We start from the raw sequence: 22,415 nt of genomic DNA, 5'->3' as shown, positions 1-22,415 counted from the left end.
CAGCCGAGGCTGTAGTAAGTGGCGAGTAACCGCGCCACCAAGGGCCGAACAGGTTATGCCGCCAGTAGGCGTCAGAGTCTCGTCGAATGTTGAAACGCAGAATATTCTTCAAGAGAAAACTGTTACTCCAAGTCCCGGACGGTATCCGAGGATGACGGCTGACAGGGCGCAAACATCGGCGGCGTCTGTGGCGTGGACGAACGCGGAGCCGGACACGCTGATGGCGCGGGTGCTTGCACCCGCTAACCTCAAGCGAGCGTATCAACGCGTAGTCAGCAACAAGGGCGCACCGGGTGCCGATGGCATGACGGTCGACCAGTTGGCGGGCTACGTGAAACAGTATTGGCCGATCCTCAAGGCTCGGTTGCTGGCTGGTGAGTATCACCCGCAAGGTGTACGCGCCGTCGAAATCCCCAAACCCAAAGGTGGAACACGGCAACTGGGTATTCCCAGCGTCGTGGATCGCCTGATCCAACAGGCTGTGCTGCAACAGCTCACGCCGATCTTCGACTCTCTGTTCTCGGATTACAGCTACGGCTTTCGTCCGGGCAGAAGCGTCCATCAAGCCATCAAAACAGCCCGCGCTCATGTGGCGGTGGGACACCGCTGGTGCGTGGAACTCGATCTTGAGAAGTTCTTTGATCGAGTGAATCACGACGTGTTGATGGCCAAAGTTGAGCGTCATGTCGAAGACAAACGCGTACTCAGACTGATCCGCCGTTACCTTGAAGCGGGAGTTATGTCAGGCGGGATCGCCAGCCGACGGCAAGAGGGGACGCCGCAAGGCGGCCCCCTCTCACCGTTGCTGTCGAATATCCTGCTCAACGAACTCGACAAAGAACTGGAACGGCGGGGTCATCGTTTTGTGCGCTATGCCGACGACGCAAACATCTATGTGCGTAGCCGTCGTGCTGGCGAACGAGTGCTGGCCAGGGTCGAGCGTTTCCTGAGTCAACGCTTGAAACTGACGTTGAACCAGGAAAAGAGCCGTGTAACACGGCCGTGGGCCTGCGATTACTTGGGTTACGGGATGAGCTTGCATAAACAGCCGAAGCTGAAAGTGGCCACGATGAGCCTGAATCGCTTGCGCGAGCGGCTCAGACAGCTGCTGCGCGGAGCGCGGGGCCACAAGATGGCGAATGTCATCGATCGGATCAACCCGGTGTTACGTGGTTGGGCGGGTTACTTCAAGTTAAGCCAGAGCAAACGGCCCCTTGAGGAGCTGGATGGCTGGATGCGCCGTAAACTTCGATGTGTCACATGGCGCCAATGGAAGCAGTCCTCAACGAGGGCGCGCAACCTAATGCGTCTGGGGCTCGACGAAGCACGTGCCTGCAAATCCGCGTTCAATGGACGAGGCCCATGGTGGAACTCAGGAGCGCCACATATGAATCAGGCGCTACCGAAGAAGCTGTGGGATCGACTCGGACTGGTCTCAATACTGGACACAATAAACCGGCTTAGCCGCATAGCTTGAACCGCCGTATACGGAACCGTACGTACGGTGGTGTGAGAGGACGGCGGGAGTTAAATCCCGCCTCCTACTCGATCCCTGGATTTACTTCAACGCAAATCGACGCCCAGACTAAAGTGCTGGGTAGACCAGCCGATAACGTGAGCACTATCTCGTTATTGGATACTCGACATGCTTACCAACGTTGGTAATTCCACCTCCGTAGTCGTCCCGCAGACCACGTCCATCACCAGCGAGACGACCAAGAACGAAAGCACCGGCGCCTTGACTATCCGCATGGACCCCAGCGCCAAGGGCGCCGCTGCCGCAGGCGGCGCGGACCAGGCTTCATCCGGCCCGCAGGAGTCCGACCGGGTCAAGGAATTGAAAAAACAGATCGAGCAGTTGCAAGAGCAGCTTCTGGAGGCGCAGCAGGCGTTGCAGAGAGCTCAGGCCAGTAAACAGAGTGAAGAGGCCAAGGCCGTGGCTGTCGCAGCGGCTCAGTCGCAGATTACGACCATCAGCGCGGCGTTGCAGACGGTCACTGGGGCTCTATTGCAGGCGGTCATGGATGAAAGCGGCAGCGGGAAGGGCTCGATGGTCAGCACCACCGCTTGAGCTGAGCGCAAAGCAGTGAGGTAGCAACGGAGCCACGGGGGCGCCAAACTATTTTTTAATTCCGGTTGTCTATGAGGCAGGAAGTCCGTTTTCTCCTCTATCAAGCCGACAGGATCGACCCCCGTGACTCATCAACCCAAAGACCTCCACACCCGCGTGGATAACTCTGAAACCGGTGATATCACATCGGCGGGTAAGAACATTTTCTTCGCCGCCGTCGGCACCACCCGCATGCCTATGATCGTCACTGACCCCAATCGCGAAGATAACCCGATCATATTCGCCAACCAGGCGTTCCTGGACATGACGGGTTATAGCACCGACGAGATTTACGGGCGCAACTGCCGCTTTCTGCAAGGCCCGGACACCGATCGCGAGGTCGTCGCGCAGATCAAGCAATCCATCAACGAAGAAGAAGATATTTCGGTCGAGTTGCTCAACTATCGCAAAGACGGTTCGACGTTCTGGAATGCTTTGTTCATTTCGCCGGTGTACAACGAATCCAATCAATTGATGTACTTCTTCGCTTCGCAGCTGGACGTCAGTCGTCGTCGCGACGCGGAAGATGCTTTGCGCCAGGCGCAGAAAATGGAGGCGCTGGGCCAGCTCACCGGCGGTATCGCCCACGACTTCAACAACCTGTTGCAGGTCATCGGCGGCTACGTGGAGATGGTTGACCGTGCCGTGCGCAAGCCGGTGCTGGACGAAGGCCGGGTGATTCGCAGCCTGAGCATGACCAAAGGCGCGGTGGAGAAAGCCTCCACGCTAACCCAGCAACTGCTGGCGTTTTCCCGCAAGCAAAAGCTGCAGGGACGAGTGATCAACCTTAATCATTTTGTCGATTTGGCCAGGCGCTCCGCGGAGCGGGTCATGGGCGACAACATTGATTTTCGTACCGACCTGCAAACCGACCTATGGAACTGCCGCATCGATCCGACCCAGGCCGAGCTGGCGATTCTCAACATTGTGATCAATGCGCGTGACGCGCTGGTGGACCGTGATCAGCCGGCACTGGCCATCGAAACGCGTAACATCCAAGTGCGTGAACTGAGCTCCATGTCCTACGACGGCTTGATGCCGGGCCGCTATGTCAGCATGGCCCTCACGGACAACGGCTGCGGCATGTCCGAGAGTATTCTTACGCGCGTCATGGACCCGTTTTTCACGACCAAGGATGAAGGCAAGGGCACCGGGCTGGGTTTGTCGATGGTGTACGGGTTTGCCAAGCAGTCCGGCGGCGCAGTGCGGATTTATTCCGAGGAGGGCCTGGGCACCACGGTGCGCCTGTATTTTCCGGCCGACGAAGCCGGCGTGTCGCCCCATGAAGAGCCCAAGGTGTCGGAAGCACGCAGCGGTTCGGAACGCATCCTGATCGTCGAGGACCGCCCGGATGTCGCTGAGCTGGCGCGCATGGTGCTGGAAGACTACGGCTACCACACCACCATCGCCTACGGCGCTGCGGAGGCGTTGGAGGTGCTGGCCAGGGAGGAGCGCTACGACTTGCTGTTCTCCGACGTGATCATGCCCGGCGGCATGAACGGCGTGATGCTGGCGCGAGAGGTCTGCCAGTTGTACCCCGATATGAAAATCCTGTTGACCACCGGCTATGCGGAAAACGCCATCGAACGTACCGACCTGGGCGGCGCGGAGTTCGAAGTGATCTCCAAGCCCTGCTTGCCCAACGTGCTGGCCAAGAAGGTCAGGTACGTGCTCGATGGCCCCAATGGCGTGAGCTGACTCTGGTGTAGGGGGCGCTGCCGCCGGCGCGCCCCATCGCCTTCGATACCCACAAAATTTATTGGATCGCAGCAACAATTTTTCTTGTTGGACACCCCCGCCCCCAGGCAGCAAAGTTGCCGCCACTGACGCTCGACCTTCCGGGTCAACAATAAAAAACCGAGCCGACTGCACGCCACCTCTTGCTGTGAACGCCTTGTTCATATCCTGCTGTAATGGCGCCGCAGCGCGCATTTAAAGGACCTCATCGTCATGCAGACTGTTGTGAACCTATGGCCGTTGATCGGCGTACTTGTCATCGTGGTTGGCTTTGTCTTGCGCTTCAATCCGCTGCTGGTAGTGACCGCCGCTGCCATCGCCACGGGGCTTGCGGCCCACTTTCCCCTGGAAAAAATCCTCGCCACCATGGGTGATGGTTTCCTTCAGACCCGTGCCCTGCAATTGATTCTATTGTTACCGCTGGCAGTTATCGGCCTGCTGGAGCGCCACGGGCTGCGTTTGCATGCGCAGAACTGGATAGCACGGTTCCAGCGCGCCACGGTCGGGCGCCTGTTGATCATCTATCTGTTCGTGCGCGAATCCACGGCGGCCATGGGCTTGACCAGCCTGGGCGGGCATCCGCAAATGGTGCGCCCGCTGCTGGCGCCGATGGCCGAAGGCGCGGCGGAAAAACGCTACGGCAAACTGCCGGACAAGGTGCGCCATAAAGTGCTCGCCATGTGTGCGGCGACGGACAATGTCGGGCTGTTTTTTGGTGAAGACATCTTCGTCGCCTTTGGCGCCATCGCGCTGATGCACACGTTCCTGCTGGGCTCGGGGATCGATGTGGAGCCGTTGCACATTGCGGTGTGGGGCATTCCTACGGCGATCTGTGCATTTATCGTGCATGCGATCCGTCTGCACCGCTTCGATCGACGGCTCACCCGTGAGCTGACGCCCACCGCGACGGCCGTGGAGGCGGTGCAATGATTATTTCGATTCAATACCTGTACTGGCTGGCCGGGGTCTTGCTGTTGATCACCGCAGGCATGATTGTGCTGGACCGCAGCCACCCCAAGCGCTGGTCCAGCGCGCTCTTCTGGCTGCTGTTCGCGATTCCGTTCCTGGTAGGCGAGCGGCTGCCATCGGTGGTGGTCGGTGCCGGCGTGGTGGTGATGGCGTTGATCGCCGGTTTCGGCGGCGTGGGGCGTGGCACGCATGCGCAGTTGCACGACAAGGCCAGCCGCGCGAGTGCTGGTCGCCTGGGGCACAAGTTGTTTATCCCCGCGTTGGCCATGCCCCTGACCACGGTGATCGGCTCGGTCCTGCTCAAGCACGCCGAGATCGGCGGCGTGCCGTTGCTGGACCCGAAGAACACGACCTTTGTTTCCCTCGGTATCGGCTGTTTGATCGCCCTCGGCCTGGCGTGCTGGCTGACACGCGATACGCCGGTGCAAGCCCTGCGCGAGTCGCGGCGCCTGACCGAAGCCTTGGGCTGGGCCATGGTGCTGCCGCAGATGCTGGCAATGCTCGGCCTGTTGTTCAACGAGGCCGGTGTGGGCACGGCGGTCGCCCATGTCACTACCACCTATATCAACCTGGATTTCAAGTTGGTGGCGGTGATGGTCTACGTGTTGGGCATGGCATTGTTCACGGTGATCATGGGTAACGGCTTCGCCGCGTTCCCGGTGATGACCGGCGGCGTCGGTGTGCCGGTGCTGGTGGGGGTGTACGGCGGCAACCCGGCGGTCATGGCGGCCATCGGCATGTTCTCCGGCTATTGCGGTACGCTGATGACCCCGATGGCCGCCAACTTCAATATCGTCCCTGCGGCCTTGCTGGAACTGCCGGACAAGAACGCGGTGATCAAAGCGCAACTGCCGACTGCCTTGATGATGCTGGTGGTCAATATCGTCCTGCTTTATCTGTTGATGTGAGGCCACTATGCACACTGTGCTGCTGACGGGGTTTGAACCCTTTGATCAAGACCCGGTGAACCCGTCCTGGGAAGCGGTGCGCCAGTTGGACGGTGTGTTGCTGAGCGACGATGTGCGCATTGTGGCGCGTCGGCTGCCTTGCGCATTTGCTACGGCGCCGGCGTGCCTCATGCAGATGCTCGACGAACTGCGTCCGGCGATGGTTATCGCCACGGGACTGGGGCCTGGGCGCAGCGATATCTCTATTGAACGGGTGGCGATCAATCTCAACGATGCGCGTATCCCGGATAATTTCGGCGCCCAACCGATCGACACCGCCGTGGTAGTGGATGGCCCGGCGGCCTATTTCACCACGTTGCCGATCAAGGCGATGGTGCGGGCAGTGCGCGAGGCGGGCATGGCTGCTTCGGTGTCGCACACCGCGGGCACGTTCGTTTGCAATCAGGTGTTTTATCACTTGCAGCACAAGCTCGCCGGCTCGGCGGTGCGCAGTGGGTTTATTCATGTACCGCGCTTGCCAGGAGCAAGCGAGCCGTTCATGCCGCTGTCGAGCATGGTTGAAGGGCTGCGTGTGGCAGTGACGGCGGCCTGGCAGACCTCGGTGGATGTGCTGGAGGCGGGCGGTCAGGTGAGCTGATCGCAGCGCGCCGGGTGCAGTGCGCCACGGGCTGATATCGACTACAGTTCAGGAACCTTCCTGTCTCGGAAAACCTGCCATGACCAACTCTTCTAAAGGCGTGTCCGTCGTGCTGGCGCTTGCTTTGTTTGCCGGCAGCGGCCTGGCGTTGGCCGATCCCGGCAATGGCCACGGAAACGGCAAGGGCGGCGGCAACGGAAAAGGCAACAATCCCGGTGGGCAGGGGTATGACCAGCCCAAGGGCAAAGGCGCGTCGGGCGCTCACGGCCCCAGCGTTGATCGCAGCGGGGTGTTGAACGTGCTGGGAGGCTATCGCGATTACTGGCGCCCAGGCCCTGCTTTGCCGCCGGGTATTCAGAAGAACCTGGCGCGCGGCAAACCGCTGCCGCCGGGTATCGCGAAAAAACTCGATGGCCGTTTACTCGGCCAGTTGCCGCATTACGATGGCTACGAATGGCAGCAGGCGGGGACTGATTTGATTCTGGTGGCCATTGCCTCGGGCATCATCTACGAAGTCCTCAATGGCGCGTTCAACTGATCAGGCGTCTTCCCGTTTGGGGAAAAACAGCTCGAAACACGTCACGCCGTCCTGGCTGCTGACGCTGTAGCGACCATTGTGCAGTTGCATGATGGTCGCCACGATCGACAGACCCAACCCATTGGAGTGAGCCGAACGTTCCCGCGACTCGTCCACGCGGTAAAACCGTTCGAACAGCCTCGGCAGGTGTTCGGCCGCAATCGTCTCGCCGTGATTGCTGACCCGCAGCTTGAGCCCTGCAGTCGTGGTAATTGCCTCGATACGCAAGTCTGAATGGGCCGCCCCATACTTGATTGCATTGGCACACAGGTTCGCCAGGGCGCGCCGCAGCAACATGGGTTCAGCCCATATCTCGCCTTCGCCTTCCACCAGAATGCGCATTCCTCGGTCGCTCGCCAGCCCCTCGAAATAGTCCGCGATGCGTTCTACTTCGTCCGCAGCGCTGAGTGCCTGGCGTTGGCGCAGGGCGCTGGCCGGGTCGGTACGGGCGAGGAACAGCATGTTGTCGAGCATCCGCGACAGGCGTTCAAGTTCTTCGACATTCGAGGCCAGCAGTTGCTGATAACTGTCCATGCTGCGTTGCTGGTGCAGGGCGACCTGGGTTTCCCCCAGCAAATTGTTGATCGGCGTACGCAGTTCGTGGGCCATGTCGGTCGACACCTGGCTCAATTGCGTAAAGCCCTTCGCCAGGCGTTCAAGCATGGTGTTGAAGGCGTCGATCATCGGCAGCAGTTCTTTGGGCGCGCCATGGCTGTCCAGGCGTTCGGCCAGGTTGCCGACACCGATGCCCTGGGCATGCCGTGCCAAGCGTCGCAACGGCAGCAGGCCGCGATGCACCAGCAGGTACCCGGCCAGCGCCAGGACCAGTGCGGCGATGCCCGCCAGGATATAAACACTCAGCCGATAGCTGGCGAGCACGGCGGTGCGCTCGGTCATCAGGCGCCCGCTGGTAACCTGCAGGCTGCCCAAGTCGCCGGAGTCGATAGAGGCGGCGAGGGTGGCGAACGGCACGCCGTTGACACCGGGCAGATGGTGCACGTCGGCAAGGTCCAGGACGTGGCCTTTGGGGACGGGGCTGACCGTCGGTAAGTCGATATTGGCGGGGTTCACCAGCAGCAGCGGTTTCTGACCGGGCGCGGCGATGCTCAACACCGATTCGCGATTGCCCAGCATGTTCTGGAACAGTTCCGGTTTGGTCTTGATCAGTTCCAGGGTGTTGCTGTCGTTGAGCAGGTTGCGCAGTTGGTCTACCCGCGATATCAGCGCGGCGTCGTCGCGGCGGATCAACTCGCGCTCCAGTTCGCGGTACAGCGCCACGCCCAGCGTGGCCAGCAGGGCAAACGCGAGCAGGGCGAATACCAGGGCCAGGCGCAGCGTCAGCGAATAATGGCGGCGAGCAATCATGGCTGAGTATCGAAGCGGTAGCCGATGCCGCGCACGCTGTGGATCAGCTTGAGCGGGAACGGGTCATCGATTTTCAGGCGCAGGCGGCGCACCGCGACATCCACCACATTGGTGTCGCTGTCGAAGTTCATGTCCCATACCCGCGAGGCGATCAGCGAGCGCGAGAGCACCTGGCCCTGGTGCGTGGCAAACAGGTGCAACAGGGCGAACTCCTTGTTGGTCAGGGTGATGCGTGTGCCGTCGCGAGTGACACGGCGCTTGAGCACTTCGATGTGCAGGTCGGCGATCTGCAACTGATCTTCTTCTCGGATCGGGCCGCGCCGGGTCAGGGTACGCAGGCGGGCCACCAGCTCGGCAAAGGAAAACGGCTTGATCAGGTAATCGTCCGCACCCAGTTCCAGGCCCTTGATGCGGTCGGCAATATCGTCACGGGCCGTCAGGAAAAGTACCGGTGTATCGGTCTCCTTGCGCAGGCGGCGCAGCACTTCCCAGCCGTCCATTTTCGGCATCATCACATCCAGGACGATGACGTCGAACGGCGTTTCCAGCGCCTGATGCAAGCCGTCCACGCCATCACGCGCAAGGCTGACGCAATAGCCCAGTTCCTGGAGGCCATTGAGCAGGTAATTGCCGGCCTTGGGTTCGTCTTCTACAACAAGGATGTTCATGGGAAGGGCTCGGGTTCAATGCGTCGCGCCAGTGTAATCCGATCAATTGTCATTGGGGCAACCGATGGCCAGGACTCGATAGTCCAGCACATGTTCGCGACCCTGATGATCCAGATAGCGCAGTTGCGCCGGGACCACCCCGCATTGCCCGTAGGTATCGGTGCTCGACAATACTTTGGCGGCATCCAGGTTCACGTAGAAACCGGTCGTATCGTGAATCACGGAGGTGTTGTCGGCTGCGAAGACCGAGGTGGTTATAAACAGGGCGGCGGCGCCAAGCATAAACAGTTTCATAAAGACTCTCTCAGAAGGATGGGTGCCGGACCGTGGCAGTGCGCTCACGGTAACCAGGCGGCCCAAACAGCCGGCCAACAGGATGATGACAAGTTCGTCATAAAACCTCGCATCCCGCCGGCCTTGGTCCGGGCACCGATGACGTTTACAAGCCATCGGTTCATCCGTAGATTGCGACGCTCGATGATTGTTACAGCCCATGAGGAACTCACGCCGTGTCCACCCCAGGTTCAAGCGTATTTGTCCGTCCTTACCGTGCCTTTCTATTCGATATGGATGGCACGCTGCTCAACTCCATTGCCGCCGCCGAGCGTGTGTGGAGTTTGTGGGCCGAGCGCCACGGGTTGGACGTGGCGGCGTTTTTGACCACCATTCACGGCGCTCGCGCGATCGACACCATCACGCGCCAAGCCTTGCCCGGCGTCGATCCGGAGGCTGAAGCGCAATGGATTACCGACGCCGAGATCAATGATGTGCGCGGCGTGGTGCCGATTGCCGGTGCCGGGGCGTTTCTGGCCGGCGTGCCTGCCGATCAATGGGCGTTGGTGACGTCGGCACCCAGGGAGCTGGCGTTGCGCCGGCTGCAAGCGGCGGGCATTACACCGCCGACGGTGATGGTGACGGCAGAGGATGTTGCGCTGGGTAAGCCTGATCCAGCCTGTTATGTGCTGGGGGCGCAGCGTTTGGGCGTTCCGGTTCAAGATTGCCTGGTGTTCGAGGATGCGACAGTGGGTATTCGTGCCGGTGAGGCGGCGGGGGCGGATGTGATGGTGGTGACGTCGACGCACCTCCAACCGATGGAGACGTCGCATCCAACGATCGATGGGTATGGCAAGTTACAGGTCCGATGCAGCGCTGACAGGCTGCTGACATTGGTCCACAAGGCGGGTTGAAGCAAAAGGACCAACGGCCTAGCGGTCTTGGCCTTCCTGCCAGGCGGCCCGAGCAGCCGGTGCATGCCTGCGTTCGCTGCGCATGCCGCGTCGTGACAGCACCATCTCGCGCAGAATTTCGTTGGCAAGCCGGGCAATCGCTTCGGCGCCGCGATAGTGCGAGCGTACGATTCCGGTGATAGCGAAGTGGTCGGTCTCCGGGCCACTGAGTACCACGGATAATGTGCCGTCAGTATGCAGGGTGCAGGTGACCGAATAGCTGGGCAGGCGGGCTGCCAGGGCGGATTCGATTTCGGATTTACTGAGGCTATCCATCGGCTTCAAAGCCCTTACTGACGTATCAAACACACCAAGCATAAGGACTGCTGCGGCGCTGTAAATACCGGCAATCTGCTAGCCAGTTGGTGACCGTCAGCGCGCAGGTTTTCCAGCGCTTCGTCGACACAGTCGATGGTGCACGGTTTTCTGGATGGGCTTGAGGCAAAACATGAAAAGATAGCCGCACAGCAGCAGCGTCAGGTCCAGCGCCGGGTGTTGATCGGCGGGGTCGCTGCCGGCGATTTCAAACCGCAGCGCAAGTTCCAGGCCCACGAAGGCCAGACCGATCAGCAGAGCGATCAGCCAGGATCTGGAGAAAAATGGCGCCGCGGTGCGAGGCCTCATCAACGCGCTCCTGAGTGGACACGGATGGTGGATGTCAGTCAGCAGTTTCGGCTGTCAATAACGCAACAAGTTCCAGGCCGTGGGACAGTTTCATCTTGTTGTGCGATAGAAGGGGACGGCGATGTCGGCTACGCCCGAGCACGGGCCGTGCAGAGAGGTTTTCGCCAGCCTTCACCGTGAATGAATGGGCTGGCTACTGAGGGCGTTTCAAGGCGTCTGGTTTTTGTCCGGGGCAGTCAGGCCGGCCTGGATACGTTGGTAGATCTCCTCGCGATGCACGGCGACGTCTTTAGGTGCGTTGATGCCGATTCGTACTTGCTGGCCGCTCACGCCCAGAATGGTGATCGTGATGTCATCACCGATGTTTATGCTTTCACCGACTTTGCGGGTGAGTATAAGCATGGACTTCTCCTTGATTACTTTTAAGGACACATGTTTCAGACAGGGCAGGTGTCGGATGTTTGTAGCTTAATGCTAAGCGCTTCCCTGTGACTGCCTCTTTAGGACGCATAGAGGCACTATTAATTCCCATGACGGCATCATACAGGTCTGCGATACATCATTCGCATTGTTTAACCTGACGTTTATGACGGCCAGAATAGACAGTGAATGATAAAGTCGCCTCTTTAATCCTTAAAGGAGCAGGGCAGTGCGTAAAGTAGCGATGGCAATGGCGGTGTTGGCGCTGGCCGGTTGTGGCGAAGGCAAACCCGTCGATGCCCCCAAGGCCAAGCCCGCCGTGACCGAAAGCCAGCCGCAGGCCGGTACGATTGCTGCTCAGGAGTGGGATGTGCGGGTAGGCCCGCCGGACCATAAGCTGCAGGCGATCACCGACCTTACCGCCTGGTTGCTGGAACATGGTTTCAATTTTTATATCGTGAAAGCGGACGGCAAGGACGAGGTATTCCTCGGGCCTTTCGCGACCAGGGCCGAGGCCGAAGCCAAGCAGGCGCTGCTCACCGAAAAGCTCGCACGGGCCAAGAAGAACGACACCGAGTCCCAAGTGGTGGAGCACAAGGCCGCCCAGTAACCGGTTGATCGGGCGGGATTCCCGCCCCTGTTCAGCCGCAGGCCTTGAGGTTCACCGGGCCGACAAATTCATTGCCGCGCCCCATCACGCACGCCACGGTCTGGTTCCGCTGGCGTTCCCAGGCTTGTACCGGGTAGGTTTTGTTCCAGGCTTCATAGAGCTGGCGATCCTGTTTTGACAGGCGCAAGCCATACTGTTTGCTCATGTAGAAATAGGTGCGTGCGATCATTCCGCGTATCGAAGGGCGCGGCATGACTTTCCTGGCCTTGAAGTCCACCTGGGTCAGGCATGAGCCGTACTGCCCGCGTTGCACCGGCAGCCAACCGAAACTGAAGTTGTTCCGGTCACCATTGACCTCGCCGATGCTGGGCACCAGATTGTGCAGATCCGCTTCGGCGCGCTTGAACACCTCGTCATGGCGCGTGCAGGTCTTGCGCCCGCCGTTCTGCCAACATTGGCGCAGATGCCCGATCTGCCAGGCCGGCACTATGTGTTCCCACTCAATACGCGCGGCCCGACCGGCATTCTTGCGCGGGGTGTAGCCGCAGGCTTTAAGGTCCACGCGGTTGCCGGTGTACTTGCAGCCGCAGTAAAACTCGGTGGATTGGGGGGCATAGAGCTTCCAGGCGATCTTCTTGGCTTCGCTGAAGGTACGTGGCGCTTGAGCCTGGACAGTGGCGGTAAGCAACAGGCAGCACAGGGCAATGAAACGGACGCGCATTGAATCAATCTTCCTTCGGCACAACCCAGAAAATCTGCACGCCGCCGTCGTCGCGGTAGGCGAGGGTGACGTTATCGTTCTCCGCGATTTCTTCCAGCAAGCGCTGCCATTCGTCCTCGGGTTCGTCCGCCAGGCGGAAGATCAAGGCGGCTTTGGCTTTCTGGGCCTGGGTGGAGTTGATGATCTTTTGCACGCGAACGGCCAGGCGTTCGTAGGCGTCAGGTAGGGTTGGCACGGCGGATGATTTAGCCACGGAGTATTCCTTAATAAGCTGTACGTGCATACAGTATTTAACTGTAGGCAATTTCGCAACTGCTTAAACTTCAAGAAACTCGTCTGACGGCAATTCGGGATATTTAATAGGGAAGCGGAGAAGGCACTGTAGGAGCGAGTTCGCTCCTACAGCAGGTGGTCAGGAATCAATATTCCCAGAACATCCGTTGCAGCTCTTTGCTGTCCTGGGTCTTGGTCAGGGCGACCATCGCCAGAATCCGCGCTTTCTGCGGGTTCAGATCAAGCGCAGCCACCCAGTCGTATTTGTCATCAGGCTGTTCGGCATTACGCAGCACCATACCGCCAGCGTTGACGTGGGATGAACGAATGATCTGCACGCCTTGCTTGCGCAGGTCCACCAGAGTCGGCACCACTTTGGAAGACACCGAGCCATTGCCGGTACCGGCATGGATGATGGCTTTGGCGCCCGCCTGGGCCAGGGCCTTGTAGGCGGTGTCGCTCACGTTGCCGTAGCCGTAGGCGATCTCAACGTCGGGCAGGCTCTTGATGGTTTTGATGTCGAACTCAGAGTCCATGGTGTGGCGCTTGGCCGGCAGGCGGAACCAGTAGGATTTACCTTCAACCACCATGCCCAATGGTCCCCATGGGCTTTTGAACGCTTCGGTCTTGATATTGATCATTTTGCTGACATCGCGACCCGATTGGATCTCGTCGTTCATGGTCACCAGCACGCCTTTGCCACGTGCCTCTTTGCTGCCGGCAACGGCCACGGCGTTGTACAGGTTGAGCATGCCGTCGGCCGACATGGCAGTGCCCGGGCGCATGGAGCCGACCACTACGATGGGCTTGTCGGTCTTTTCCACCAGGTTCAGGAAGTAGGCGGTTTCTTCCAGCGTGTCGGTGCCGTGGGTGATCACAATGCCATCCACGTCCTTACTGTCGGCCAGTTCGGCGACGCGGCGACCCAATTGCAGCAGGTTTTCGTTAGTGATGCTTTCGGACGCAATTTGCATCACTTGTTCGCCGCGCACATTGGCGATCTGGCTAAGCTCAGGAACACCGGCAATCAATTGCTCGATGCCGACCTTGGCCGCCTGGTACGTGGCACTGTTGGCGGCGCTGGCGCCCGCGCCGGCGATGGTGCCGCCGGTGGCAAGTATCACTACGTTGGATAGCTTGGCCTTGGATTCAACATCCTTTGCCTGGGCGGCGGCAGGGAACAGCAGCAGGAGGGCCAAAGCGCCCGGAACAAAGTTCTTCAGTGCAGATTTCATTATTTTTCTCTCTGATGTTGATGAGTGCTGTAGCAGGTTCATCCAGAACACTCGGGCGATGCTGAATGCCGCGAGGTACTGCGTAGGAGCAGGATCTGTACCAGGCCGGCTGCGTGCCTGGTTTTTAAAATAACTTTATGATTAATAAGGCGTTATTTCGTTCTGCAAATGAACCGGCTTCTTCAGCTGTCCGGCTTTCCGAACAACGTGCTGCCCAGGCGTTCGGTTGTCCGAAAATCATGACGGAAACCTCCTTGATCACCCGTACACACCTGTCGTTTCAGATAACGGAGAATCAAGAAGGTTATTTAATGCTGTTGGCGCGGCCTGCGCCGATCACGTCCAACAGGGGGGTATGAAAGACATCGTTCACCCGTTGACAAATTTCCACAAGGTTCTCATAGTTTGGATAACGCAAACGTTTGCGAGATGTTTCACGCTACCCAAGGTTCGCCGTGACAGCTCGTATCAGCCGCCCGGGTGGGTAGCTGCCGAAGTCCTCTTCGGAGCAAGCGTTGCTCACAATAATCATAAGATCGGAGTGACCCCATGAAGCTGCCATTTGCTGGACGTCTTCTTGCTATCGCTGTGCTTGCTGCCGCATCCGCTGCTTTACCTCTCTCCTCTGCATTTGCCGATGACGCCGCCGCCAAACCGAAGGTCGGCCTGGTGATGAAGTCACTGGCCAACGAATTCTTCGTGACCATGCAGGAAGGCGCCAAGGACTATCAGAAAACCCACGCTGCCGATTTCGACATGATCACCAACGGGATCAAGAACGAGACCGATACGTCGGCGCAGATCGACATCGTCAATCAGATGATTCTTTCCAAGGTCAACGCCATCGTCATTGCACCTGCTGACTCCAAGGCGCTGGTCACGGTCCTGAAGAAAGCCTCCGACGCCGGGATCAAGGTCGTCAACATCGACAACCGCCTTGATCCGGATGTGCTGAAAGGCAAAAATCTCGACATCCCGTTCGTAGGTCCGGACAACCGCAAGGGCGCCAAACTGGTGGGTGACTACCTGGCCAAGCAACTGGCCGCCGGGGATAAGGTCGGGATCATCGAAGGGGTCCCGACCACCACCAATGCCCAGCAGCGCACCGCCGGTTTCAAGGACGCGATGGATGCTGCGGGCATGAAGATCGTTTCCACCCAATCGGGTAACTGGGAGATCGACCAGGGCCAGAAAGTCGCATCTGCAATGCTGAGTGAATACCCTGACCTCAAGGCTCTGCTGGCCGGTAACGACAACATGGCCCTGGGCGCCGTCTCTGCCGTACGTGCGGCGGGCAAGGCGGGCAAGGTACTGGTGGTGGGTTACGACAATATCGAAGCCATCAAGCCGATGCTGCAGGACGGTCGCGTGCTGGCCACTGCCGACCAGGCGGCTGCCCAGCAAGCCGTGTTCGGTATCCAGAACGCCCTCAAGCTGGTCAAGGGTGAGAAAGTCGATGCCAAGGATGGCGTGATCGAAACCCCGGTCGAACTCGTCCTCAAGAAGTAATCCTGGCAGCACCCAAACAGCGTCCGCTCGCCCCGGGCGGACGCCTGGAGATTTTCCTATGTCATCTTCCGCCCCGAACGCTGTCCTCTCGGTCAGCGGTATCGGTAAGACCTATGCCCAGCCTGTGCTGGCCGACATCACCCTGACGCTCAATCGTGGTGAAGTGTTGGCACTGACCGGTGAAAACGGTGCAGGCAAAAGTACCTTGTCGAAGATTATCGGCGGGCTGGTCACACCGACCACCGGGCACATGCAGTTCAACGGCCAGGATTACAGCCCGGCCAGCCGCACCCAAGCCGAGGCGCTGGGTGTGCGCATGGTCATGCAGGAGCTCAACCTGCTGCCGACCCTGACCGTAGCCGAAAACCTGTTTTTGCATAAGCTGCCCAGCCGCGGTGGCTGGATCAGCCGCAAGCAATTGCGCAAGGCGGCGATCGAAGCCATGGCCCAGGTCGGCCTGGATGCCATTGATCCGGACACCCTGGTCGGCAGCCTCGGCATCGGCCACCAGCAAATGGTCGAGATCGCGCGCAACCTGATCGGTGACTGCCATGTACTGATCCTCGATGAGCCCACGGCGATGCTCACGGCCCGCGAAGTCGAGATGCTGTTTGAACAGATCACGCGTCTGCAGGCCCGTGGCGTGGCGATCATCTACATTTCGCACCGGTTGGAAGAATTGGCCCGGGTCGCCCAGCGGATCGCGGTATTGCGTGACGGCAAACTGGTGTGCGTCGAGCCGATGGCCAACTACAACAGCGAGCAACTGGTCACGTTGATGGTCGGTCGCGAGTTGGGCGAGCACATCGACCTGGGGCCCCGTACCATCGGCGGTCCGGCGCTGACGGTCAAAGGTCTGACCCGCTCGGACAAAGTCCGCGATGTGTCTTTCGAGGTACGTGCCGGTGAGATCTATGGCATTTCCGGCCTGATCGGCGCCGGGCGTACTGAATTGCTGCGCTTGATCTTCGGCGCCGACCAGGCCGACAGCGGCACTGTAGCCCTGGGCACGTCGGCCCAGGTGGTGAGCATTCGTTCACCGGTTGATGCAGTAGGCCATGGCATTGCGTTGATCACCGAGGACCGCAAGGGCGAAGGTCTGCTGCTGACCCAGTCCATCAGCGCGAACATTGCCCTGGGCAATATGCCGGAGATTTCCAAGGGCGGCGTGGTCAATGGCCGCGATGAAACCGCCCTGGCCAAGCGTCAGATCGATGCCATGCGCATCCGCAGTTCCAGCCCGGCGCAACTGGTGTCGCAATTGTCCGGCGGCAACCAGCAGAAGGTGGTGATCGGCCGCTGGCTGGAGCGCGACTGCTCGGTGATGCTGTTCGACGAGCCCACGCGCGGTATCGACGTTGGCGCCAAGTTCGACATCTACGCTTTGCTCGGCGAGTTGACCCGCCAGGGCAAGGCGCTCGTGGTAGTGTCCAGCGACCTGCGTGAACTCATGCTGATCTGCGATCGCATCGGCGTGCTGTCCGCCGGGCGCCTGATCGACACGTTTGAGCGCGACAGTTGGACCCAGGACGAATTGCTCGCCGCCGCCTTTGCCGGCTATCAGAAACGTGATGCGCTGCTCAACGATGCAGTGCTTAGGGATACCCCATGAAAACAACTATTTCTCCCGGTAAAACCGGCGGCAACTTCTATGGCCTGGGGACTTACCTGGGCCTGGCAGGAGCCTTGCTCGCGATGATTGCGCTGTTCTCGGTGCTGAGCGATCACTTCCTGTCCTACGACACGTTCAGCACGTTAGCCAACCAGATTCCGGACCTGATGGTGCTGGCGGTGGGCATGACCTTTATCCTGATCATCGGCGGTATCGACCTGTCGGTTGGCTCGGTGCTCGCATTGGCGGCGTCGGCGGTCAGTGTGGCGATCCTCAGCTGGGGCTGGAGCGTTTTGCCGGCCGCCGTGCTGGGCATGGGTTGCGCCGCATTGGCCGGCACGCTCACCGGTTCGATCACCGTGGCCTGGCGCATTCCGTCGTTTATCGTGTCCCTCGGTGTGTTGGAAATGGCCCGCGGCGTCGCGTACCAGATGACTGGCTCACGCACCGCCTACATCGGCGACTCGTTCGCCTGGCTGTCCAACCCGATCGCCTTCGGTATTTCACCGTCGTTCATCATCGCCTTGCTGGTGATCATTGCGGCGCAACTGGTTTTAACGCGCACGGTATTCGGTCGCTACCTGATCGGTATCGGCACCAACGAAGAAGCGGTGCGTCTGGCGGGGATCAATCCCAAGCCCTACAAAATATTGGTATTCAGCCTTATGGGCCTGCTGGCTGGCGTGGCCGCGCTGTTCCAGATTTCGCGCCTGGAAGCGGCGGACCCGAACGCCGGTTCCGGCCTGGAGCTGCAAGTAATCGCGGCGGTGGTGATCGGTGGCACCAGCCTGATGGGCGGGCGCGGTTCGGTGATCAGCACGTTCTTTGGCGTCTTGATCATCTCGGTCCTGGCTGCCGGCCTGGCGCAGATCGGCGCCACCGAGCCGACTAAACGCATCATCACCGGTGCCGTGATCGTGATCGCCGTGGTCCTCGATACCTACCGCAGCCAGCGCGCCAGTCGGCGAGGCTAAGCCATGGCAACGATCAAGGATGTGGCAGCACTTGCGGGTATTTCCTACACCACGGTGTCCCATGTGGTGAACAAGACGCGCCCGGTCAGCGAGCCGGTGCGTCTCAAGGTCGAAGCGGCGATCAAGCAGCTCGACTATGTGCCCAGTGCCGTCGCGCGTTCGCTCAAGGCCAAGACCACCGCTACCATCGGCCTGTTGGTGCCTAACAGCCTCAACCCGTACTTCGCGGAACTGGCCCGTGGCATCGAGGATTATTGCGAGCGTAACGGTTACTGCGTGATTCTCTGCAACTCCGACGACAACGCTGAAAAGCAACGCAACTATTTGCGGGTGTTGCTGGAAAAAAGAATCGACGGCTTGATCGTGACGTCCGTAGGCGGTGATGACAGTGGGCTTGCCGCAGGCTTGAGCGCGGTGCGCACGCCCATGGTGATTGTCGACAGGGCGTTGGATGGCATCGACGTCGATCTGGTGCGTATCGACCATGAGGAGGGCGCTTACCTGGCCACTCGCCATTTGCTTGAACTGGGGCACCGCGACATTGCCTGTATCGGTGGCCCGGCGCATACCCGAGTGGCGCAGATGCGCCTGGCGGGGTATCAGCGGGCGCTGCACGAAGCGGGCGTGAAGGTGCCGGCCGCGCGCGTCCGCGACAGCGACTTCACCAGCACCGGCGGTTATGCTGCCGCGGTGCAATTGCTGGCGGATAAGCCGCCCAGCGCAATTTTCGCCAGCAATGACATGATCGGTTTCGGCGTGCTGCGCGCGGCGGCGGAACGCAACATCCGCGTGCCCGGCGAGTTGTCGGTGATCGGTTTCGATGACATTCAAATGGGCCGTTACGTTTACCCGGCACTGACCACGGTGGGGCAGTCCATCGTGCAATTGGGCGAGACGGCCGCCGAGCTTTTACTGCGACGGATCGCAACCCCTCAACTGCCGATCGATCAACGTATCGTGACGCCGAGCATTGTGTTGCGCGAATCGACGGCACCCGTCGCCGGTGTGTTTGCCCAATACCGCTGAACCGAATTGATGAGTATTGATGTATGCCCGCAAAAGTAGTGGTAATAGGCAGCTTGAACATGGACCTGGTCACCCGCGCCAGCCGTTTGCCGCGCGCCGGTGAAACGTTGATCGGCCAGACATTTTCCACCGTGCCCGGCGGTAAGGGCGCCAACCAGGCCGTGGCGGTGGCGCGCTTGGGAGGCGAGGTGGCGATGATCGGCTGCGTGGGCTCCGATGCCTACGGTAGCCAATTGCGCGATGCTTTGCTGGTCGAGGGTATCGATTGTCAGGCTGTGGCTGCCGTCACTGGCTCCAGCGGCGTGGCGTTGATCGTGGTGGATGACAGCAGCCAGAACGCGATCGTGATCGTGGCCGGCAGCAATGGCGCTCTGACGCCAGCCTCATTGCAAACGTTCGACGCGGTGCTGCAGGGGGCCGACGTGATCGTCTGCCAGCTTGAAGTGCCCATGGACACCGTAGGGTACGCCCTCAAGCGTGGCCGTGAACTGGGCAAGACCGTGATCCTCAATCCGGCCCCGGCCAGTGGCCCGTTGCCGGCCGAGTGGTACGCCTCGATCGACTATCTGATTCCCAACGAAAGCGAAGCCAGTGCGCTGAGTGGCGTGACGGTCGATTCCCTCGACAGCGCCAAAGAAGCCGCGACTCGCCTGATCGAAGCCGGTGCCGGCAAAGTCATCGTTACCCTGGGTGCGCAAGGTGCGTTGTTTGCCGATGGTCAAGGGTTTGAGCACTTGGTGGCGCCCAAGGTCAAGGCGGTTGATACCACCGCAGCCGGCGACACCTTCGTGGGCGGTTTTGCAGCCGCATTGTCCGCTGGCAAAAGCGAAGCCGAGGCCATCCGCTTTGGCCAGGTTGCAGCCGCGCTGTCGGTCACCCGCGCTGGCGCACAACCTTCCATTCCAACGCTGCACGACGTACAAGGTTTTGTGCCCTCATGAAAAAGACTCCGCTGCTCAATATCGCGCTGTCGCGTGTGATCGCCTCCCTGGGCCATGGCGACATCCTGGTCATCGGCGATGCCGGTCTGCCGGTGCCGCCGGGTGTCGAGCTGATCGACCTGGCGTTGACCCAGGGTATTCCTGACTTCATCAGCACTTTGCGCATTGTGCTCAGTGAAATGCAGGTGGAGAGTCATGTGCTGGCCAACGAGATTCTGCTCAAACAGCCACCGGCGCTGGCGCAGCTCAATACCCTGGCTGACCAGGCCGCGCTCGGCGAGCGTCACCTGCTCAGCCATGATGAGTTCAAACAGCTGAGTCGCAAGGCGCGCGCCGTGGTGCGCACTGGCGAGTGTCAGCCTTACTGCAATATTGCGCTGGTGTCCGGCGTGACGTTCTAGTCTTTTCCAACAAGGAGTGTTCTATGCAACGTGGTCTACCCATCCTGAGAAATCTGTTCCGGAGTGTTCTGCTTTTGTCCGCACTCACTGCAGCAAGCGCCCAGGCGGCGGAGAAAATCGACCTGATCATCGACACCGATCCTGGCGCCGATGATGTGGTGGCATTGTTGTTCGCCATGGCCTCTCCGGAAGAACTGAGCATCCGCGCGCTCACCACCGTCGCTGGTAACGTGCGCCTGGACAAAACTTCCCGTAACGCAAGGCTGGCCCGCGAGTGGGCGGGGCGCGAGGATATCCCGGTATACGCCGGTGCGCCGGCGCCGCTGCTGCGCACGCCGATCTATGCCGAGAATATTCATGGCAAGGAAGGCATTTCCGGTGTGACCGTGCACGAGCCCAAGAAGGGGCTTGCTGAAGGTAATGCCGTCGATTACCTGATCAAGACTTTGCGTGCCGCCAAACCACACAGCATTACCATCGCCATGCTCGGCCCGCAGACCAACCTGGCGCTGGCCCTGACCCAGGATCCGGAAATCACCCAAGGTATCAAGGAAGTGGTGGTGATGGGCGGTGCGCACTTCAACGGTGGCAATATCACGCCGGTGGCTGAGTTCAACCTGTTCGCGGACCCCGTCGCAGCGGAAATCGTGCTCAAGAGCGGCGTCAAGCTCACCTACCTGCCGCTGGACGTGACCCACAAAGTGCTCACCAGTGAGGCGCGCTTGAAGAAAATCGCCGACCTCAAGAACAATGCGAGCAAGGTGGTCGGCGACATTCTCAATGAGTACGTCAAAGGCGACATGGAGCACTACGGCATTCCCGGTGGCCCTGTTCACGATGCCACCGTAGTTGCTTACCTGCTCAAGCCCTCGCTGTTCAGCGGTCGAGCGGTCAACGTGGTGGTAGACAGTCGTGAAGGCCCGACCTTCGGCCAGACTATCGTCGATTGGTACGACGGCCTGAAACAACCGAAAAACGCGTTCTGGGTTGAGAACGGCGATGCCCAGGGCTTTTTCGATCTGTTGACCGAACGTCTGGCGCGCCTTAAGTAAACCTGTGTCGGTCGGCGCTCGCCGGCCGGCTCTCAGTCTCGCTCGGGTTTTTCTGGGCCCCTGTGATCGGCCGGGTATTTTTCAAATACCTGGCTGATGAACGCTTGTGCGGCCTCAGTGCCCATTTCCTTGACCAACAGATCAATTCCGATAATCGCTAGCTCCTCAGGGCTGCCAGGGCTATAGGCGCTTTGGCCCTGAGGCCACTTGGCTTTGATGTCGGCTTGGAGCGTTACGGTGGTCATGAAAATCTCGCGAGGCTGAAAATACTGGGCAGGGCGCTGGAGCGCGGTTTCTGGCCACGCAGTTAATCATCTTGCAGGCTGTTTGGCACTGATACTTAGGCATGAGACGCTCAGGCGTTCGCTCGAACTGTGCGACACTCGCACCGTGTTTAACCATCGGGAACCACCGCGTGCAGATCGATTTGAATAACCCCGAGAGCCTCACACGGGATGCCGTGCGCCAATTGCTCGCCAGTGCCAGTGACGACGAACATGCCCAACTGCGGGTGACCAAGGCCGGCATAGGCTACATCTCATCCGGAAAGGCCGTGGGTGGGGTCGACATCGCAGGGTTGCTGTTTCGCTTGGAGACGTGGGCCAAAGGTTCCGGGTACGTCGGAAACGTGGCAGCCAGCGACGAAGTGTGGGTCACGCAGATTTTCAACGCGTTGAAGCAGAACTGGCCTACGCCGGCAGATGCCTACATCGATATCTACTGATTGCATTCATATCTGGTCACGATTGACCTGGCGAATGCCCCGCAAGAGTCAGGCAGACTTGCCCCTTGACGGTTTACGTCTTGAAACCAAATCGTA

The 22,415-nt window shown here is 59.9% G+C and carries 27 protein-coding genes; 17 read left to right on the top strand and 10 right to left on the bottom strand.

What is annotated here, in order from left to right:
* The first annotated feature begins 55 nt into the window (after positions 1-55).
* From ltrA to PSH94_RS16565, 7 genes are all read left to right on the top strand, one after another.
* Positions 56-1,477: a group II intron reverse transcriptase/maturase gene (gene ltrA, locus PSH94_RS16595; protein ID WP_266246145.1), complete on the top strand. Its 1,422-nt coding sequence runs from the start codon at positions 56-58 to the stop codon at positions 1,475-1,477.
* A 168-nt stretch (positions 1,478-1,645) separates the two neighbouring features.
* Positions 1,646-2,071: a hypothetical protein gene (locus PSH94_RS16590; RefSeq protein ID WP_181081224.1), complete on the top strand. Its 426-nt coding sequence runs from the start codon at positions 1,646-1,648 to the stop codon at positions 2,069-2,071.
* A 180-nt stretch (positions 2,072-2,251) separates the two neighbouring features.
* Positions 2,252-3,808, top strand: coding sequence for a histidine kinase famiy protein (locus tag PSH94_RS16585; RefSeq protein WP_305437738.1), 1,557 nt, complete (start codon positions 2,252-2,254; stop codon positions 3,806-3,808).
* Between the two features lie 252 nt (positions 3,809-4,060).
* Entirely contained in the window at positions 4,061-4,777 is a 717-nt protein-coding gene (locus tag PSH94_RS16580) for a DUF969 domain-containing protein (protein WP_253508528.1), read from the top strand.
* On the top strand, positions 4,774-5,724 hold the full coding sequence (locus tag PSH94_RS16575; protein ID WP_305435347.1) for a DUF979 domain-containing protein: 951 nt from the start codon (positions 4,774-4,776) through the stop codon (positions 5,722-5,724). The genes PSH94_RS16580 and PSH94_RS16575 overlap by 4 nt, the downstream gene beginning before the upstream one ends.
* Positions 5,725-5,731: 7 nt before the next feature.
* The gene (pcp, locus tag PSH94_RS16570; protein WP_305435345.1) at positions 5,732-6,361 is read left to right on the top strand and encodes a pyroglutamyl-peptidase I; all 630 of its coding nucleotides are present in this window, start codon (positions 5,732-5,734) and stop codon (positions 6,359-6,361) included.
* A gap of 79 nt (positions 6,362-6,440) precedes the next feature.
* Complete coding sequence (locus PSH94_RS16565) at positions 6,441-6,899, top strand: anti-virulence regulator CigR family protein (protein WP_253508524.1); 459 nt, start codon at positions 6,441-6,443, stop codon at positions 6,897-6,899.
* Here PSH94_RS16565 and PSH94_RS16560 read toward each other — a convergent pair whose 3' ends face one another.
* Genes PSH94_RS16560 through PSH94_RS16550 form a run of 3 tightly spaced genes read right to left on the bottom strand, consistent with a single transcriptional unit; the run spans position 6,900 to position 9,265 of the window.
* The gene (locus PSH94_RS16560; RefSeq protein WP_305435343.1) at positions 6,900-8,303 is read right to left on the bottom strand and encodes a heavy metal sensor histidine kinase; all 1,404 of its coding nucleotides are present in this window, start codon (positions 8,301-8,303) and stop codon (positions 6,900-6,902) included. It abuts the gene before it with no gap.
* Positions 8,300-8,971, bottom strand: a complete 672-nt coding sequence (locus tag PSH94_RS16555) for a heavy metal response regulator transcription factor (protein ID WP_181081231.1) — start codon at positions 8,969-8,971, stop codon at positions 8,300-8,302. The genes PSH94_RS16560 and PSH94_RS16555 overlap by 4 nt, the downstream gene beginning before the upstream one ends.
* A 42-nt stretch (positions 8,972-9,013) precedes the next feature.
* Complete coding sequence (locus PSH94_RS16550; protein ID WP_305435342.1) at positions 9,014-9,265, bottom strand: DUF2790 domain-containing protein; 252 nt, start codon at positions 9,263-9,265, stop codon at positions 9,014-9,016.
* A 215-nt stretch (positions 9,266-9,480) separates the two neighbouring features.
* Between PSH94_RS16550 and PSH94_RS16545 the strand changes: the two genes are divergently transcribed.
* Entirely contained in the window at positions 9,481-10,158 is a 678-nt protein-coding gene (locus tag PSH94_RS16545; protein ID WP_305435340.1) for an HAD-IA family hydrolase, read from the top strand.
* Positions 10,159-10,176: 18 nt separating this feature from the next.
* Here PSH94_RS16545 and PSH94_RS16540 read toward each other — a convergent pair whose 3' ends face one another.
* The 3 genes from PSH94_RS16540 to csrA all read right to left on the bottom strand — a co-directional run bounded on the left by PSH94_RS16540 (position 10,177) and on the right by csrA (position 11,223).
* Positions 10,177-10,473 (bottom strand): hypothetical protein, encoded by a 297-nt coding sequence (locus tag PSH94_RS16540; RefSeq protein WP_253508518.1) that lies wholly within the window; start codon positions 10,471-10,473, stop codon positions 10,177-10,179.
* Between the two features lie 96 nt (positions 10,474-10,569).
* The gene (locus PSH94_RS16535; protein WP_181081235.1) at positions 10,570-10,821 is read right to left on the bottom strand and encodes a hypothetical protein; all 252 of its coding nucleotides are present in this window, start codon (positions 10,819-10,821) and stop codon (positions 10,570-10,572) included.
* A 207-nt stretch (positions 10,822-11,028) separates the two neighbouring features.
* Positions 11,029-11,223, bottom strand: a complete 195-nt coding sequence (csrA, locus tag PSH94_RS16530) for a carbon storage regulator CsrA (protein WP_003192511.1) — start codon at positions 11,221-11,223, stop codon at positions 11,029-11,031.
* Positions 11,224-11,470: 247 nt separating this feature from the next.
* On the opposite strand from csrA, the gene PSH94_RS16525 reads away from it, so the two are divergent.
* On the top strand, positions 11,471-11,851 hold the full coding sequence (locus PSH94_RS16525; protein ID WP_181081236.1) for an SPOR domain-containing protein: 381 nt from the start codon (positions 11,471-11,473) through the stop codon (positions 11,849-11,851).
* 31 nt (positions 11,852-11,882) lie between these two features.
* Here the strand turns inward: PSH94_RS16525 and PSH94_RS16520 are convergent, their stop codons facing one another.
* The 3 genes from PSH94_RS16520 to PSH94_RS16510 all read right to left on the bottom strand — a co-directional run bounded on the left by PSH94_RS16520 (position 11,883) and on the right by PSH94_RS16510 (position 14,080).
* The gene (locus PSH94_RS16520) at positions 11,883-12,572 is read right to left on the bottom strand and encodes an endonuclease I family protein (protein WP_305435338.1); all 690 of its coding nucleotides are present in this window, start codon (positions 12,570-12,572) and stop codon (positions 11,883-11,885) included.
* Positions 12,573-12,576: 4 nt separating this feature from the next.
* Positions 12,577-12,825: a DUF1654 domain-containing protein gene (locus PSH94_RS16515; protein WP_181081238.1), complete on the bottom strand. Its 249-nt coding sequence runs from the start codon at positions 12,823-12,825 to the stop codon at positions 12,577-12,579.
* A 166-nt stretch (positions 12,826-12,991) separates the two neighbouring features.
* Entirely contained in the window at positions 12,992-14,080 is a 1,089-nt protein-coding gene (locus PSH94_RS16510) for an asparaginase (RefSeq protein WP_181081239.1), read from the bottom strand.
* Between the two features lie 549 nt (positions 14,081-14,629).
* Here PSH94_RS16510 and PSH94_RS16505 point away from each other — a divergent pair.
* From PSH94_RS16505 to PSH94_RS16475, 7 genes are read left to right on the top strand one after another with little or no spacing between them, the layout of a single operon-like run.
* A complete protein-coding gene (locus PSH94_RS16505; protein WP_253508516.1) occupies positions 14,630-15,589 on the top strand; it encodes a sugar ABC transporter substrate-binding protein in 960 nt (319 codons plus the stop codon).
* A gap of 58 nt (positions 15,590-15,647) precedes the next feature.
* Positions 15,648-17,201: a sugar ABC transporter ATP-binding protein gene (locus PSH94_RS16500; protein WP_266246133.1), complete on the top strand. Its 1,554-nt coding sequence runs from the start codon at positions 15,648-15,650 to the stop codon at positions 17,199-17,201.
* A complete protein-coding gene (locus tag PSH94_RS16495; RefSeq protein ID WP_181081242.1) occupies positions 17,198-18,175 on the top strand; it encodes an ABC transporter permease in 978 nt (325 codons plus the stop codon). Before PSH94_RS16500 ends, PSH94_RS16495 begins: the two co-directional genes overlap by 4 nt.
* Before the next feature lie 3 nt (positions 18,176-18,178).
* On the top strand, positions 18,179-19,201 hold the full coding sequence (locus tag PSH94_RS16490; protein ID WP_181081243.1) for a LacI family DNA-binding transcriptional regulator: 1,023 nt from the start codon (positions 18,179-18,181) through the stop codon (positions 19,199-19,201).
* Between the two features lie 23 nt (positions 19,202-19,224).
* Entirely contained in the window at positions 19,225-20,142 is a 918-nt protein-coding gene (gene rbsK / locus PSH94_RS16485; protein ID WP_305435335.1) for a ribokinase, read from the top strand.
* Entirely contained in the window at positions 20,139-20,543 is a 405-nt protein-coding gene (gene rbsD, locus PSH94_RS16480) for a D-ribose pyranase (protein WP_181081245.1), read from the top strand. The genes rbsK and rbsD overlap by 4 nt, the downstream gene beginning before the upstream one ends.
* Positions 20,544-20,566: 23 nt before the next feature.
* Positions 20,567-21,595 (top strand): nucleoside hydrolase, encoded by a 1,029-nt coding sequence (locus tag PSH94_RS16475; RefSeq protein WP_181081246.1) that lies wholly within the window; start codon positions 20,567-20,569, stop codon positions 21,593-21,595.
* Between the two features lie 32 nt (positions 21,596-21,627).
* Here the strand turns inward: PSH94_RS16475 and PSH94_RS16470 are convergent, their stop codons facing one another.
* Positions 21,628-21,840, bottom strand: coding sequence for a hypothetical protein (locus PSH94_RS16470; protein WP_305435333.1), 213 nt, complete (start codon positions 21,838-21,840; stop codon positions 21,628-21,630).
* A 170-nt stretch (positions 21,841-22,010) separates the two neighbouring features.
* On the opposite strand from PSH94_RS16470, the gene PSH94_RS16465 reads away from it, so the two are divergent.
* Positions 22,011-22,319, top strand: a complete 309-nt coding sequence (locus PSH94_RS16465) for a hypothetical protein (protein ID WP_305435332.1) — start codon at positions 22,011-22,013, stop codon at positions 22,317-22,319.
* Positions 22,320-22,415 lie beyond the last annotated feature (96 nt).

The organism is Pseudomonas sp. FP2254, from assembly GCF_030687695.1.
GTDB lineage: Bacteria > Pseudomonadota > Gammaproteobacteria > Pseudomonadales > Pseudomonadaceae > Aquipseudomonas > Aquipseudomonas quebecensis.
This window is presented reverse-complemented; position numbering and strand designations above follow the sequence as displayed.

Excerpts from the sequence above, each read along its gene's own strand:
- PSH94_RS16495 (WP_181081242.1), top strand. The coding sequence starts at position 17,198 with ATGAAAACAACTATTTCTCCCGGTAAAACCGGCGGCAACTTCTATGGC.
- PSH94_RS16580 (WP_253508528.1), top strand. The coding sequence starts at position 4,061 with ATGCAGACTGTTGTGAACCTATGGCCGTTGATCGGCGTACTTGTCATC.
- PSH94_RS16540 (WP_253508518.1), bottom strand. The coding sequence starts at position 10,473 with ATGGATAGCCTCAGTAAATCCGAAATCGAATCCGCCCTGGCAGCCCGC.
- PSH94_RS16555 (WP_181081231.1), bottom strand. The coding sequence starts at position 8,971 with ATGAACATCCTTGTTGTAGAAGACGAACCCAAGGCCGGCAATTACCTG.
- rbsK (WP_305435335.1), top strand. The coding sequence starts at position 19,225 with ATGCCCGCAAAAGTAGTGGTAATAGGCAGCTTGAACATGGACCTGGTC.
- PSH94_RS16475 (WP_181081246.1), top strand. The coding sequence starts at position 20,567 with ATGCAACGTGGTCTACCCATCCTGAGAAATCTGTTCCGGAGTGTTCTG.
- PSH94_RS16590 (WP_181081224.1), top strand. The coding sequence starts at position 1,646 with ATGCTTACCAACGTTGGTAATTCCACCTCCGTAGTCGTCCCGCAGACC.
- PSH94_RS16470 (WP_305435333.1), bottom strand. The coding sequence starts at position 21,840 with ATGACCACCGTAACGCTCCAAGCCGACATCAAAGCCAAGTGGCCTCAG.
- rbsD (WP_181081245.1), top strand. The coding sequence starts at position 20,139 with ATGAAAAAGACTCCGCTGCTCAATATCGCGCTGTCGCGTGTGATCGCC.
- PSH94_RS16565 (WP_253508524.1), top strand. The coding sequence starts at position 6,441 with ATGACCAACTCTTCTAAAGGCGTGTCCGTCGTGCTGGCGCTTGCTTTG.
- csrA (WP_003192511.1), bottom strand. The coding sequence starts at position 11,223 with ATGCTTATACTCACCCGCAAAGTCGGTGAAAGCATAAACATCGGTGAT.
- PSH94_RS16560 (WP_305435343.1), bottom strand. The coding sequence starts at position 8,303 with ATGATTGCTCGCCGCCATTATTCGCTGACGCTGCGCCTGGCCCTGGTA.
- PSH94_RS16505 (WP_253508516.1), top strand. The coding sequence starts at position 14,630 with ATGAAGCTGCCATTTGCTGGACGTCTTCTTGCTATCGCTGTGCTTGCT.
- PSH94_RS16520 (WP_305435338.1), bottom strand. The coding sequence starts at position 12,572 with ATGCGCGTCCGTTTCATTGCCCTGTGCTGCCTGTTGCTTACCGCCACT.
- pcp (WP_305435345.1), top strand. The coding sequence starts at position 5,732 with ATGCACACTGTGCTGCTGACGGGGTTTGAACCCTTTGATCAAGACCCG.
- PSH94_RS16490 (WP_181081243.1), top strand. The coding sequence starts at position 18,179 with ATGGCAACGATCAAGGATGTGGCAGCACTTGCGGGTATTTCCTACACC.
- PSH94_RS16535 (WP_181081235.1), bottom strand. The coding sequence starts at position 10,821 with ATGAGGCCTCGCACCGCGGCGCCATTTTTCTCCAGATCCTGGCTGATC.
- PSH94_RS16510 (WP_181081239.1), bottom strand. The coding sequence starts at position 14,080 with ATGAAATCTGCACTGAAGAACTTTGTTCCGGGCGCTTTGGCCCTCCTG.
- PSH94_RS16575 (WP_305435347.1), top strand. The coding sequence starts at position 4,774 with ATGATTATTTCGATTCAATACCTGTACTGGCTGGCCGGGGTCTTGCTG.
- ltrA (WP_266246145.1), top strand. The coding sequence starts at position 56 with ATGCCGCCAGTAGGCGTCAGAGTCTCGTCGAATGTTGAAACGCAGAAT.
- PSH94_RS16550 (WP_305435342.1), bottom strand. The coding sequence starts at position 9,265 with ATGAAACTGTTTATGCTTGGCGCCGCCGCCCTGTTTATAACCACCTCG.
- PSH94_RS16500 (WP_266246133.1), top strand. The coding sequence starts at position 15,648 with ATGTCATCTTCCGCCCCGAACGCTGTCCTCTCGGTCAGCGGTATCGGT.